Origin of the sequence: Mycoplasmopsis fermentans PG18 (assembly GCF_000209735.1) — a bacterium.
Lineage (GTDB): Bacteria > Bacillota_I > Bacilli_A > Mycoplasmatales > Metamycoplasmataceae > Mycoplasmopsis > Mycoplasmopsis fermentans.
This window is the reverse complement of the sequence record NC_021002.1, coordinates 208,867-222,806: the sequence shown is the minus strand read 5'-3', so window position 1 is coordinate 222,806 and position 13,940 is coordinate 208,867. Positions and strand designations below refer to the sequence as shown.

Here is a 13,940-nt window from a genome sequence, read left to right as displayed (position 1 = left end):
TTTTTTAAGTTGTTGTACTAATTATATATTTTTTATAAAAACGTTATTTTTTATATGTAACATTTGTATACAAATATTAAATATAACTTTATAATTTAAAATATGAAAACATTAGACAAATTAATTCAAGAACAATTCCCTTTAGCAAAAAAGATAACTTATTTGGATAGTAGTGCATTAGTTTTAAAACCAAAAATGGCTATTGATGCAGTTAACAATTTTTATTTAAATGAGTCAATTAGTACCCGTACTATTAACACTAAATTAGGAATTGAAAGCGCGCAAAAAATAAACAACTTACGTAAAAAAGTTGCTACTTTGTTGTCTTGTCAAGAACAAGAAGTTATATTTACTTCAGGAGCAACTGATTCACTAAACAAGTTTGCTTTAATGATCAAAAATCAAATTAAAAAAGGGGATATTATCCTTTTAGATGTTTATAATCATTCTTCAAATATGGCGCCTTGAATTAAAATAGCTAATGAAATTGGGGCTAGTGTTAAAATAAGTCAAAATGTTTTAGATGACTTAAATTCAAAAGTTAAAATTGTTGCAGTAAGTCAAGTTTCAAATAGTTTTGAAAACAATATTGATTTAAATGCTATTTACAAAAAGGCTAAAAAATTTAATACTTTAGTAGTTAATGATGCGGCTCAAGCAATAGTTTATGAACGTGTTTCATTAAATAATTGTGATGCAATTGCTTTTAGCTCAAATAAATTTTATGGACCTACCGGTTTTGGAGTTTTAGCAGTTAAAAAAGAAATTCTACAAAAACTTGAAGCACCTTTTGTTGGCGGTGGAATAATTAACAATATTGACAGTGAAAAACAATATACTTTGTCAACAGCAGCTGATCGCTTTGAAGCTGGAACACCTAATTTAGCAGCAATTAATATGTTTAGTGTTTCAATAAACTTTTTTAATCAAATTGGTTATTGTGAAACTCAAAAAATTTTAGACGAATTAAGCTTTTATGCTTATCAAGAATTAAGCAAAATTGAAGGCATAAAACTATATAGCAATCCTAAAAATCACATTATAATATTCAATATAAAAAACTATAATAGTCATGATGTTTCACATTATTTAGGAACAAAAAATATTTATGTAAGAGCAGGTGTATTTTGTGATCATTATCTTAAAAAAATCACCAAAGAAAAGTCTTTTGTAAGAGTTTCTTTGGGTATTTATAACACCAAAAAAGATATTGATAAATTAGTTAAAGCATTAAAAGAAGGAGGTGATTTCCTTGTCTTATAATAAAGATCAAAAACGTCAAATAATAATGGAACATTATTTGAAACCTAGACACAAAAGTTCAAGTTTAAAAAACAAAATTATTAAGCACGGAGAAAGCTGTGCTGATTATTTAGAATGTGAACTAAATATAAAAAATAATCAAATTGAAGACATTAAATTTGATGGTCAAGGTTGTGCATTTTTTATAGCTTCAACTGATTTATTAATCGACTTATTAAAAGGTAAAAAAATTGACGAAAGCATCTGTTTGATAGAACTTTACGAAAAATTCATACTAGATGAAAAATTAAATGAAAATGATATTGAAAAGCTAGAAACTTTAGCTATTTTTGATAATGTTAAAACACAATTTAATCGCGTTAATTGTGCTTTAATGTTAGCTAGAGCAATAAAGGAAAAATTGCAAGATGGAAAATAAAAAAACAATTTTTCACATGGATTTTGATTCATATTTTGTAAGTGCTCATCGCTCAATTAATCCTGAATTAAAAGGAAAATCAGTAGCTATTGGTAGAAGATTAAAAAGATCAATAGTTTCTTCAATTAGTTATGAGTTAAAAAGAAAAGGCGCTAAAGTTGGCTGACCTAAAAATAAAATTTTAGAAATAGATCCTCTCACAGTTTTTATTGAACCTAATTTTGATTTATATTTATCTTTATCAAATAAAATTTTTGAATTTATTAGTGAAAAATATACAAAAAATATCGAAGTGTTTTCAATTGATGAATGTTGGCTTGATGTAACTGATATTATCAAAAATAGAGATCCAAAAGATTTGGCTAAAAGTATCCAAAGTGACATATTAAATACTTTTGACATTCCTGCAACAATTGGAATTTCATACAACAAATTTTTAGCAAAATTATCAACTAATTTAGGTAAACCATTTGGAATTCTAGAAACAAAAGAGGAAGACATAGAAAAAAGGATTTGGCCTTTACCAATTATTGAATTTTTCGGTATTGGTGCTCCAACAGCTGAGAGATTAATTAGAATGCATATTGATACTATTGGCAAATTAGCAAAATGTAATTGAGAAAATTTTAAAATACAAAAAATTTTTGGTGTTAAAACTAAAGGCATAATTCTTGAAGCTCAAGGCAATGGCAATGACCAATTAAATTATGAACATAATGATTTAAAAAATATAGGTAATGAACTTACTTTTTTAACATATGATATTGATGATCGCAAGGAAATATTGCTCATTCTAAGAAGTTTATGTGTTAAAGTTTCAAAAAGAGCAAAAAATAGAAATACCTTACCAGAAGTCATTTCATGTTCAATAAGAGACACAAATAAAACTTGACATTCTAAACAAAAAACAATGTCAGTTGTTTCTAATGATGAAGATATTATTTTTAAAGAAGCAAGTAAACTTTTTGAAATATTGTGAAATGAAGAACCTATTAGAGGTATTGGCGTTAGATTACATAAATTAGTAAATGAATTTGATTATGGCAAACAACTAAGTATTTTTACAACTCCTGAAGATGAAAGCTCTCAAACTATTAAAATTAAAAATATTATTAACGATGTCAATTATCAATTGCGTGACAAAAAATTAAAATTGGCTTCAGAGTATAGTAAAGAAAAGAAAAAACAAAATATACAAATGAGATATTTACAAGAGGATATTACAAAAAAGAATTTATAATTTAATATAAAAATTAAGGAGAATTATGAAAATAGGATTATTTGGTGGATCATTCAATCCAATCCATAGTGGACATATCAAAATTGCTGAATATGCCTATAAAACACTTAAATTAGACAAAATGTTTTTTATACCAACAGCGATAAGCCCATTTAAAAAGAATAATAAAGTAGCCCCTAATAAAGACAGAGTTAATATGATTAATATAGCTATTGAAAATCTAGAAGGCAATTATGCTGTGCATGATTTTGAAATCAAAAAAGGTGGCGTTAGTTATACTTTTGAAACAATTAGATATTTCAAACAACAATATCCAAATGATGAATTATATTTCTTAATAGGCAGCGATTTATTGCCAAAATTAAATAAATGACAATATATCGAAGAAATAACAAAAACAGCTCAATTCGTTGTATTTAAAAGAAGTAAAAATTTTAATAAAATTAATGCTAAAAAATTCAATGTTAAAATTTTAAACAATGATCTTTTTGAAGAAAGTTCGACTGAAGTTAGAAAAGGTCAACTTTGAATGGTACCTGAAAAAGTTAACCAATATATAGGAAGTCACTTTTTATATGCTTTTGAAATAGTTCACGCTTTGCTTAGTGCAAAAAGAGCAAAACATTCAGTTTTTGCAGCAACTTTTGCTGCTGAGTTAGCTAAAACAATAAAATATGATGCAAAAGTGGCTTACTATGCTGGACTATTTCATGATATTTGTAAAGAATTAAGTGAAAATGAAAGTAGAAAATTTATTGCTCAATATGATAAAAAAGCTAACAACAAATCTATTTATCCAAATCATGTTTTACATCAAGTTTGTGGAGCTTTATGAGTTAAAGAAATCTATCAAATAAATAATGAAGATATAGTCAAAGCAATAAAAGTTCATACAACTTTAGATCTAGAATTAGGACCTCTTGATAAAATTTTATATATCTCAGATAAAATCTGTGATGGTCGAGCTTTTAGCGGAGTTCAAAAGCTTAGACAACTAGCATTAAGTAACTTCGATGAAGGATTTAAAGAAGTTGTAAAACGCAATTATGAATATAACCAAGAAAAAGGTATAATATTTACACAAGAACAACAAAAAATTTATGACAAATGAATGAAATAAATTTTTTGGTAGAAAGGTTTGCAATGAAAGAATTGATTAGGGTTCAAAAACTAATCGCACAAACAGGATATTGTTCAAGAAGAAAAGCTGAAGAATATATTGAAAAAAAACTAGTTAAAGTTAATGGAAAAATTGTTCAATTAGGTGACAAAGCAAGTGAAAACGATGAGATAAAAATTAACAATCAACTAATCTCATTACAAAAACCAAATTTTGTATATTTCCTATTAAATAAGCCTAAAAAGACAATTTCAACAGTTAAAGATCCTAAGGGCAGAAAAACAGTTGTTGATTTAATTAATTACTCAGAAAGAATTGCTCCTGTAGGTCGTTTAGACTATGATACAACTGGCGCTTTGTTATTAACAAATGATTGAGAAATGATTAATAAACTAACACATCCTAAATACGAAATTTTACGTACATATCGTGTTAGAATTGATTCTCCTTTAAGCTTAAAAGAATTCAAATTAATTAACGCTGGTTTGATTGTTAATGGTAAGTTTTCAAAACAAATAGTTGACCAAGTTGATACTAAAAGTTATTTAGTAACTCTTCATGTCGGCTCATACCATCACATCAAAGAATTATTCAAAGCATTAAATCATGAAGTTATTAATCTTAAAAGAGTGTCATTTGCTAACTTAACAGTTGAAAAAATGCCTGAAGGCTCATATCGAACTTTAACTCTTAAAGAAATAAAAGATCTTAAAGTTTTAATTTCATTGCAAGAAAAGAAATTATGTCAAAAAGAAGAAAATTAAAATTTTTAATTTCTTTTACAGTTTTAACCACAACCACTCCTTTGACATCAGCTGCATGTCAAAGTAGTTTTTGAGACATGGGTGAATATGAAAAAAATAATTTTGTTAGCAATCTAAAACAAAATGTCTCTATTTATACAAATAACTTTAATAAATTAGTTAAATTTATGGACAAGGATAACCACAAATTGTCATATCAATCATTTTATTATAAGGAATATGAAAAAACTAAAGAAATAACTGATTTCACATTTGAAAACTTTTTATTAAAAAACTCAAAAGCTTTTGAAGAAAAAGCATATAAATTTATGGTTAATAATGTTGATGAAAGTACTAAATTCAAAAAATATTTTGAAGACTTTACATCTACTCCTAGTGATAATACTAATTTTAATTTTTATAAAAATGTAACCTATTTGAAGAAAATAAATGATGAAATAAATTCAATTTTAAATGACTGATCTAAATACATAAAAAATGATTCTACATTATCTCAATTTAAAAATTTATTTGAAAATTCGCACTGAAACGGTTGACCTTTTTTTGAAAATCAAACATCTAGACAAAAATGATATCAAGATCGCTTTTTAAAATGAATAAACCAATACAATGAAGAAATTGAAAGTGAATATAAAAATCGTTATTATGATGAAGACAAAGCGTCAATTGACTATAGCACAATTAAAAATCCTTCTTCAGAGAGTGATGGAAAACATACTCATGCTGCAATAAATTTATTAAGAGAATGAAAATCAACAGTTATTTCTCCTAAAGATAAAAACAACAGAATTAATAAATTAAATGAATGAATTAATGATTTTAAAAAATTTATAACTGATAATTCATGAGAATATAAGGCAAAAAATATTATGATTGTTTTTAACTCAAATTATAAACTTCAAAGTGTTGATTTATATACCTTTGTAGATAGATTAGAAAAATTAATCAAAAATTCCCAATTGCCCTATGAAAAAGACAAAAAAGGAACTGAAAAAGCTGAAGAAAAATATAAAAATTTTAAAAGAAATTTTCTTGAACCTATTGACAATATGAAGCAAATTATAAATGATACAGTGCTATTAATTAATGAATACAAATAATAATTTTTAAATCACTTTACGTGATTTTTTTATTATTTCTTATTTATATATTAAAATATAAATATATTTTATTAGTTAAAGGAGCACTATGACAAAAATTACAAAGATTAATATTGCAATTGATGGACCTTGCGGTGCAGGTAAATCAACTGTTTCACAAGAAGTAGCAAGAAGGCTTGGATACACATTTATTAATAGTGGAAGTGTGTATAGAGCATTAGCTTTAAATGCAAAATTATTAGGTGTTGATTGAAATAATGAAGAAGAAATCAATAAAACTTTAGAAAAAGATATCATCACTTTAGATGAAAGAGAAAACATCTTTTTAAGAGAAAAAAATGTTTCTGTTGAAATAAGAGAAGATTCAATTTCTTATGGATCTTCAACTATTGCAACATATAAAAAAGTACGTCAATATGTTGTTAATTTAATTCAAAATATTACTAAAAAAGGTAAAGGTTACATTATGGATGGAAGAGATACTACATTCAAAATTATGCCTTATGCAGAATTAAAAATCTTTTTAACAGCAACACCAGAAGAAAGAGCAATGAGAAGATTAAACCAAAACATTGCTTTAGGATTTAATATGGACTACAACAAAGTTCTTGAAGAAGTTAAATTAAGAGACTATCAAGACATGAATCGTGAAGTAGACCCTCTTCATAAAGTTAAAGAAGCAAAAGAAATAGACTGTACAAATATGGGTTTTGAAGCAGTTGTTGTTGAAATTATTGAACTAGTTAAAAAAACAATAGAAAAACTTAATAAATAATCAATGAGAAACAACGTTATAGCCATTATTGGAAAACCAAATGTTGGTAAAAGTACCCTATTTAATAGGCTAATTGGTAAAAGAAGTTCAATAATTTATGACCGTCCTGGAGTAACAAGGGACCGTCTTTATGAAACCTTTTCTTGAAATGGAAAAGAAATTAAAGTTATCGATACTGGTGGTATCGAAATCGAAAATAGACCTTTTCAAGAACATATTCAAATTCAAGCAAAAATTGCTATTGAAGAAGCTAATGTAATTATTTTTATGGTTGATGGTGCTTCTGACATCACTAATGACGATTTAATGATTTACAGTATGCTTCAAAAATCTGGCAAACCTATTGTCGTAGTTGCAAACAAATTAGATAATATTTCACAGTTTAATTATTCATGATACTCACTTGGCGTGGATCATATTTTTCCTATTTCAGCTCAACATGGTAATGGTGTTGGTGATGTCTTAGACCAATGTCTTAAACATCTTAGACTTGATGATGAAAAGAGTGACAAACTATTCAAACTTTCAATTATTGGACGTCCTAATTCAGGTAAAAGTTCAATGTTAAATAGATTAGCAAATGAAAACCGTTCAATAGTTTCTGATATTGCGGGAACTACTAGAGATAGTGTTAAAAGTATTGTAAAAATCAAAGATGAAGTTTTTGAAATCATTGATACAGCTGGTATTACTAGAAAAAGTAAAATTGAAGATAGCGTTGACCATTATGCTTTAAAACGCGCTATGAGTTCACTTGACGAATCTAACTTATCTTTAGTTTTAATTGACTCAACTCAAGAATTATCACACTTCGATTCTAGAATTATAGGCTATGCTTTAGACAACAATAAACCAATAATTATTGTGGTTAATAAATGAGACTTAATTAATAAAGAAACTAAAACAATGGTTGAATTCGAAAAGAAAATGCGTAACAAATTTCATTTTGTACCTTGGGTTCCTATTTGTTTTGTTTCAGTTAAAACAAACTCAAGAATGGACAAATTAATTGACACAATAATTAAAGTTAAACAAAATCTTGAACGTGATGTTAAACCTTCAGTTCTTTCTAACTTAATCAGAGAAACACAAATGATTCAGCCAGCTCCTCCTTATAATGGTGGCCGTTTAAATATTTATTTTGCTCGTAAAACTCAAGATCCAGTTCCTACTTTTGTTTTCTTTGTTAACAATAAAAAATATGTCCACTTTAGCTATGAAAGATTTTTAGAAAAGCAAATTAGACAAGTTTTAGACTACACTGGTTGTCCAATTAATTTAGTTTTCAAAAACAAAAGTGGTTTAGAATAATTTAAATTAATCTTTATGCTTAATTTAATTAATATATAATCTTATAAATATGCAAAATAATAATAATCAAAATAAAATTTATACAGGATTAGATCAAAATAGACTTAAAAAAGAATACCGAAACAGTCTAAAAAAATCTTGATTTGCTCGTAATATTGTGCCTGTAGAAAATAAAAAATGACTATTTTTTGAAAAAATAGTTAAGTTTTTTATCATGATTATTTTGTGAATAGCCACCCCTAGATTAAGTTGAAAAAACAAAAGCAAAACAAACGAATTAATTAATAGAACTTACAAAAAATTTACTGATAAATCATTTGTTTTTATTCCACTTTCAACTGCTTTTTATTTCTTAGTTTCCTTTGTTCCTATTATTACAATTATGATTGTTTTACTTTCGTTAATTCCTGGTTATCATACTTTATTTATTAATGAAGTTTTAACTCGAATTATTCCTGGTGTTACTTCTATTATTAAGATCCCTGACACCACAAAAAAAGGCGCTCAATTAACTTCTTTAATTATTCTTTGTTTGGCTTCTTTATGAATGGCTTCAAGTGGTTTTGGCAAATTTATTTACAGTCAAAATTATATTTATGGACATGAAAATTTAGGTAACTGATTTACTAATAGAATTAAAGGATTATTTGTTGTTTTAGGTATCAGTATTTACTTATTTTTAGCAGCTGCTTTATATCTATTCTTCTATCAAACTTTTACTTACAATATGTCAACATATCACAAAAATATATATTTTTATATAACATTTTCTTTCTATTTATTAATAATGCTTTACTTTGGCTTAACTTTACTTTATACCATGAGTCCTAGCTTTAAATTAAGTTGAACTACAGTATTTCCTGGCGTTTTAATTACTAGCTTTCCAGTCATGATCTTTATCACTATTTTTGGATTTTTAACATCATTAATTAACTATGACAAATATGGTATTATAGGCTCATTTATGTATATTGCATTATTTGTTTCATTCTTAACATATTTTATGTTTTTAGGAATTATAGTTAATGAAGCATATTACAAAACTTATGTGTCTTCATACACTGTTTCTAAACGTAGTATATTTGGCAAAAAATTTTAAAAAACTGGTATCATTGTATACCGGTTTTTAAAATTCAATTTTTATTTATTGATATTTATTTAATTCTTCAGTTGTTCATTTTAAAAATCTTTTTAAATTAAAAATAATTACTTTTTTTGTATTCTTGTTTTTATCTCAGTCTTTTGATAAAAATTCTTTAGCTCAGTCTTTAACATCTTTGTGTCTTGATGAGTTTACAACATCATCATACAAGCTTTGAGTAATTTCATTTGCATTAAGTTTAGCTTTGTATAATTTTTCTTTCTTAGTTTTATATTCTTCATATAATTTTTGTGCTTCATTATGAAGTTTCTTGTCTTCGTTACTACACGAAACAACTGTCATTACTGGCAATAAGGCACTAGCGCCAACAAGTCCAAAATATAATTTTTTCATAATTTTCCTCCATTAGTTTTTAACATTATAAACAATAACTTTATTTTTATCAATGAAATTCTAATCTTTGCACAAATTATATTCCTAAAAATTTAGCCAATGGATAAGCAAATTCTACTACTGCAAAAATTATTTGCTAACCAATAATGTTAATTGAGTGAATTATTGCGAATTATTGATTGGTAATATTTTTTTTAAATTAACAAATATTTTGTTATGTAAATGTTAGAAATTTAAGGTTAAAGTTATATTTAAAAAAGCAACTAATATTACTATTAAAATAAACTTTCAAATGCTTATTTCATTTTTAACTAATAAAACTATAAAACAGTGTTATTCGGAAATCTAAATTATATTTTTAACACATTTTAAAGCTTTATCATAATTAGGATGATCTGTGTTTTCTTTAACATATTCTACATATTGAATTATGCCATTTTTATCAATTACAAATATAGCTCTATTTAAGAGCCTTAATTCTTCTATTACACATCCGTATTTAAGACCAAAATCTAAATTTTTATGATCTGATAAAGTAACAACATTATTAGTGTTAAATGAAGTACAAAATCTACTTTGAGCAAAAGGCAAATCACAACTAATTGTAATTACTTTTAGCCCTTTAATTTGTTCAACTTCTTTGTTAAATCTTACAGTTTGCATTTGACAAACTCCAGTGTCTAAAGAAGGAACAGATGAGATTAATATTACTTTATCTTTAAAATCTTTTAATTGAACAGATTTTAATTCATTATTTAAGGCTGTAAAATTTGGTGCTTTTTGACCTACTTCAATTTTATCACCTAATAAAGTAACTTTATTTTTGAAAAAAGTTGTTTCTTGTCTTTTATTCATAATTAACTCCTTATTTAGTTAAAGCATTTAAGGCTACTAAAAACATTGTACTAAATTCTTTGAGTCTTTCGTCTGAACTTAATGACGCTCCAGTTACAATATTTTCAGAAACACTTAATAATGCAGCTGCTTTTTTCTTGCATCTTTGTGCTGTTGCAAAAAGAGCAAAACATTCATTATCAACAGTTTGACATTTAGTTATTTTTATAGTATCCTCTAGTGATCTTAATCCATAAAAAACATCAGTTGAATGGCAAGAAACTTCTTTCAATTCAACATTCATTTCTTTGGTTGTTTGTTTAAGCTTTTCATAAGTTTCCAAATCAGGATAATTTTCCTGTTTTTTATTTCCAACCATTAATTCAACAAAGCCTGTTCCATCAGCATAAGCTCTTTTAACTAACACAGGTTGCTTAACATTTAATTCTTTGATATATGAACCTGTTGAACCAACTCTAACTATTGTTTCAACTTCATAAACAGTAAAAAGCTCATAAGCATAAATTCCTATTGAAGCTGAACCCATACCACTAGCCCCTATTGTTACATCTTTGCCATTATATTTACCTGTATAAAATAAAACATTTCTAACGCTTGAAACTAATTTAGGATTCTTTAAAAATTTTTTAGCCATGTATTCTGCTCTTAAGGGATCTCCTGGCATTAATACAATTTTAGCTATTTCACCTTTTTGCGCACTAATATGTGGTGTTGGCATAACTAACCTCCTTTTTTTATTAGTTTAATTATAAAGTTTTAATGCAACAAATTGATAATTATTCTCACATTTAGCATTGCTCAAGTTTTCTTTTTATAATATTAATATATAAGGAAAAGAATGAATAGTGCATTAAGTACTTTAGCAACCTTACTTTTAACCAGTGCTTCATGCATTAAAGAAGACAGAATGTATGACAAGCCTGCTAAAGAAATTGATAAATATAAGCAGCTTTAAAAAAATCAAGCTTTGTATAATAACAAAAAGGTTTTTCCTTTTATTAAACAAGAATTTAATGAAAATTGAAAACTACTAACAAAAGAAATAGTTCAAAATTTGTTTAAAAAATATAAACTTGAAATTCAAATAGATTTAACTAATGATAAAGAAGATCTTGAAAAAAGAAACCATACAACAGCTAATAAATATATGGATTTAGTCTATAAAGTCAAAATTGCTGAAAAAAAGATTAAAGAAGGTTTTGCTGCATATTTAAAAATGCTATGAAATGTTTAAATCATTAAATGAAGAAATAGTAAAGATAAAATAATTGGTTTAAGCCAATTTTTTATAATAAAAAATTACATGACTGAGCATGTAATAATTTATTATCTTGTATTTCAAGTAAATGATTTTTGAGATAAGCCAACTAAAACAACTATTCAAAGTCATGGAAGAATAAAGTTAACATAGTTTTCAACAACACTGCCAATTTCTAAAATCGAATCTTTATTAATACCACCTTGAGATAATTGAACATAAGCTTTATTTGTATCAATAAAATTTTTATAATTGGTTTTAATATTATTCATTGTTAGATTGTAAATTTCATTTGTTTTTACAGCTAACATTGATTGTTTCATACTTTCATTCATTTCTTTACGATAATCATCAATGAATTTATTTAAATCAAGGTCTTTTACTTTTTCAATAGATTTACCATTTATTACTTTATATGGATAATCTTGAATATTTGGACATAAATCTTGATTTGACATACCATTTAAAAGCTTAATATAATTATCATTTTCATTTTCGTTTACTGCTTTTTTCAAAATTTCATAAATTGAGTTTTTAACAGCTTCATCAAATGTTAAGTTAGTTCCTTCATAAGTTTTTAAAGCATTAATCGATTTGTAAACTTCTGTTGCATTAAAGATATTATATGAATTATAACGAATAGTTAAATTAATTGCATCATCCTTATTTATAGCATGATCCGTCAAATTAAACATTATCATTTTTATTGATTTTGCTATTTCATCAATATATGCTTTTATTTGAGCAGATTCAGGAAAAAGTGCACTGCCTTTAGAATGAATTTGTGTTGCTGTTATTATATTTGTTTCCGTATTTTTAGCTATTGTTTCCAAAAATGTTTGCAAATTGTTTAAAGCATAAATTTTTTCAGCAGCTCCAGCAGTAAAGTTATAACCATCATATAATGAGCTTAAATATGCACTACCACTAAAAGCCATTGTGTTTTGAGTTATTGGCGATTTAAATGGAGTTATGTATGATAAATATCACATTACTTTTTGGCCAATAATTTGAGATATAGGCAACACTTGTCCAGTTAAAAACATTGAAATAATTAATAATGATGAACCTATTGCTTGGATAGTTAAAATACTTTTACTTACTGAAACTATAAATAAACCAACAGCAATACTTACAAGTGTTAAAACAATAGCACTATAAATATAACCAGCTCAATGAATTCTTGTAAATAAGTCTTTCATTGGAGTTGTTCTAACAGCTATAGTTTGTGAACCAAATGTTGTTTCAAATAATACTTTACCTTCATTAAAATATTGAGGTCCAAAAACCATTAAAGCAACCAAGGCTGTTCAAATAGCAGAAAGAACCATAACAAAGAAGTAATAAAAGGCCGTATAACTTAAGAAAGCTAGCGGTTTTATATTAGAAGCCCCAATTCTCTTAAGCAATGTTGATTTTTTAAATTCGAAGATTGCAGTAGGAAGTGAAACACAAGCTACAGCCACAGGTCCTATTGTAATAGAAGAACCTAAAATCATTTCATAATTAAAGACAGCACCTAAGATAATTACAAAAACTATAGGATAACCAAAAGCAAAGAAAGGACCAACAAATGCTTTTCAAAAGTGTGTATTAATAATACTAAAAACACCTAAAAAAGAATTCATTTGTTTAGAATTTTGCATAATTCTTTTTTGTTTTTTGATGTTTTTTCGATTATTGTTTGTTTCATTTAATTTTTCTTTATCTTCCATGATTCTCCTTAAATGTAGTACTCTAAGCAAGCTGCCAGAGTCTTGAATTCTTTTACTGCTTCGTCTTTGGTTTTATCGAAAATAACTTTGCCTTTGTTCATAATTACAATACGATCTGCTAGTGTATTAATTTCATTAATATCATGTGAAACAATCAATAAAGTTGATTTATTATCCTTAACAAAATTGTTAATAAATTCAACAAGTCTGGTCTTAATTTTAATATCCAATCCAGTACTTAATTCATCTAAGATAACTAATTCAGGTTTATGAATTAAAGCTAAAAGAGCATTTAATCTTTGATGTTGACCACCACTTAGTGAAGCTGCTTTATTATCTATATATTCATCAACACCAAAAATTTTAATTAAATAATCTAGCTCTAAACCTTTCATTTTGTTACCATAGATTTTGTTCATTGATTTAATTACATCACGAACAGTTAACCCTTGTGGATATGAGGAATCTTGAAATTGAATTCCAATTTTTGTTGCATCAATTTTTCCTTTATCCATTGAGTCGCCAAAAAAGTATTTAATATTTCCTGCACTTGGTTTAAGAATACCAACAAGCATTTCAACTGTTGTGGTTTTACCAGCTCCATTTGATCCTAATAATGCAATGTT

Annotated in this window: 15 protein-coding genes; 10 read left to right on the top strand and 5 right to left on the bottom strand. The window is 26.1% G+C overall.

Annotated features, from left to right (window positions below; all coding sequences use genetic code 4):
- Window positions 1-102: 102 nt before the first annotated feature.
- From MBIO_RS01150 to MBIO_RS01110, 9 genes are all read left to right on the top strand, one after another.
- Complete coding sequence (locus MBIO_RS01150; protein WP_013526701.1) at window positions 103-1,263, top strand: aminotransferase class V-fold PLP-dependent enzyme; 1,161 nt, start codon at window positions 103-105, stop codon at window positions 1,261-1,263.
- A complete protein-coding gene (sufU, locus tag MBIO_RS01145) occupies window positions 1,244-1,681 on the top strand; it encodes a Fe-S cluster assembly sulfur transfer protein SufU (protein WP_015510778.1) in 438 nt (145 codons plus the stop codon). The genes MBIO_RS01150 and sufU overlap by 20 nt, the downstream gene beginning before the upstream one ends.
- Window positions 1,671-2,921, top strand: coding sequence for a Y-family DNA polymerase (locus tag MBIO_RS01140; protein ID WP_013526699.1), 1,251 nt, complete (start codon window positions 1,671-1,673; stop codon window positions 2,919-2,921). Before sufU ends, MBIO_RS01140 begins: the two co-directional genes overlap by 11 nt.
- Window positions 2,922-2,946: 25 nt before the next feature.
- Window positions 2,947-4,041 (top strand): nicotinate-nucleotide adenylyltransferase, encoded by a 1,095-nt coding sequence (locus tag MBIO_RS01135; protein WP_041594191.1) that lies wholly within the window; start codon window positions 2,947-2,949, stop codon window positions 4,039-4,041.
- Window positions 4,029-4,805, top strand: a complete 777-nt coding sequence (locus MBIO_RS01130; RefSeq protein WP_013354404.1) for a pseudouridine synthase — start codon at window positions 4,029-4,031, stop codon at window positions 4,803-4,805. The genes MBIO_RS01135 and MBIO_RS01130 overlap by 13 nt, the downstream gene beginning before the upstream one ends.
- The gene (locus MBIO_RS01125) at window positions 4,784-5,905 is read left to right on the top strand and encodes an MAG0770 family lipoprotein (RefSeq protein ID WP_013526697.1); all 1,122 of its coding nucleotides are present in this window, start codon (window positions 4,784-4,786) and stop codon (window positions 5,903-5,905) included. The genes MBIO_RS01130 and MBIO_RS01125 overlap by 22 nt, the downstream gene beginning before the upstream one ends.
- 88 nt (window positions 5,906-5,993) lie before the next feature.
- Entirely contained in the window at window positions 5,994-6,680 is a 687-nt protein-coding gene (cmk, locus tag MBIO_RS01120) for a (d)CMP kinase (RefSeq protein WP_013354402.1), read from the top strand.
- Between the two features lie 3 nt (window positions 6,681-6,683).
- A complete protein-coding gene (gene der / locus MBIO_RS01115; RefSeq protein WP_013354401.1) occupies window positions 6,684-7,991 on the top strand; it encodes a ribosome biogenesis GTPase Der in 1,308 nt (435 codons plus the stop codon).
- Window positions 7,992-8,040: 49 nt separating this feature from the next.
- Window positions 8,041-9,090 carry a YihY/virulence factor BrkB family protein gene (locus MBIO_RS01110; RefSeq protein WP_013526696.1) on the top strand — a complete coding sequence of 350 codons (1,050 nt, stop codon included), beginning with the start codon at window positions 8,041-8,043 and terminating at the stop codon, window positions 9,088-9,090.
- Window positions 9,091-9,135: 45 nt separating this feature from the next.
- Here MBIO_RS01110 and MBIO_RS01105 read toward each other — a convergent pair whose 3' ends face one another.
- The 3 genes from MBIO_RS01105 to MBIO_RS01095 form a co-directional block, all read right to left on the bottom strand.
- Window positions 9,136-9,486, bottom strand: coding sequence for a hypothetical protein (locus MBIO_RS01105; RefSeq protein WP_013526695.1), 351 nt, complete (start codon window positions 9,484-9,486; stop codon window positions 9,136-9,138).
- Window positions 9,487-9,831: 345 nt separating this feature from the next.
- Window positions 9,832-10,341 carry a thiol peroxidase gene (gene tpx / locus MBIO_RS01100; RefSeq protein WP_013354398.1) on the bottom strand — a complete coding sequence of 170 codons (510 nt, stop codon included), beginning with the start codon at window positions 10,339-10,341 and terminating at the stop codon, window positions 9,832-9,834.
- Between the two features lie 10 nt (window positions 10,342-10,351).
- The gene (locus MBIO_RS01095) at window positions 10,352-11,059 is read right to left on the bottom strand and encodes a purine-nucleoside phosphorylase (RefSeq protein WP_013526694.1); all 708 of its coding nucleotides are present in this window, start codon (window positions 11,057-11,059) and stop codon (window positions 10,352-10,354) included.
- Between the two features lie 249 nt (window positions 11,060-11,308).
- Between MBIO_RS01095 and MBIO_RS01090 the strand changes: the two genes are divergently transcribed.
- The gene (locus MBIO_RS01090; RefSeq protein WP_013354396.1) at window positions 11,309-11,575 is read left to right on the top strand and encodes a hypothetical protein; all 267 of its coding nucleotides are present in this window, start codon (window positions 11,309-11,311) and stop codon (window positions 11,573-11,575) included.
- A 92-nt stretch (window positions 11,576-11,667) separates the two neighbouring features.
- Here MBIO_RS01090 and MBIO_RS01085 read toward each other — a convergent pair whose 3' ends face one another.
- On the bottom strand, window positions 11,668-13,314 hold the full coding sequence (locus MBIO_RS01085) for an ABC transporter permease (RefSeq protein ID WP_013526692.1): 1,647 nt from the start codon (window positions 13,312-13,314) through the stop codon (window positions 11,668-11,670).
- Between the two features lie 8 nt (window positions 13,315-13,322).
- Complete coding sequence (locus MBIO_RS01080) at window positions 13,323-13,928, bottom strand: ATP-binding cassette domain-containing protein (RefSeq protein WP_258408943.1); 606 nt, start codon at window positions 13,926-13,928, stop codon at window positions 13,323-13,325.
- Window positions 13,929-13,940 lie beyond the last annotated feature (12 nt).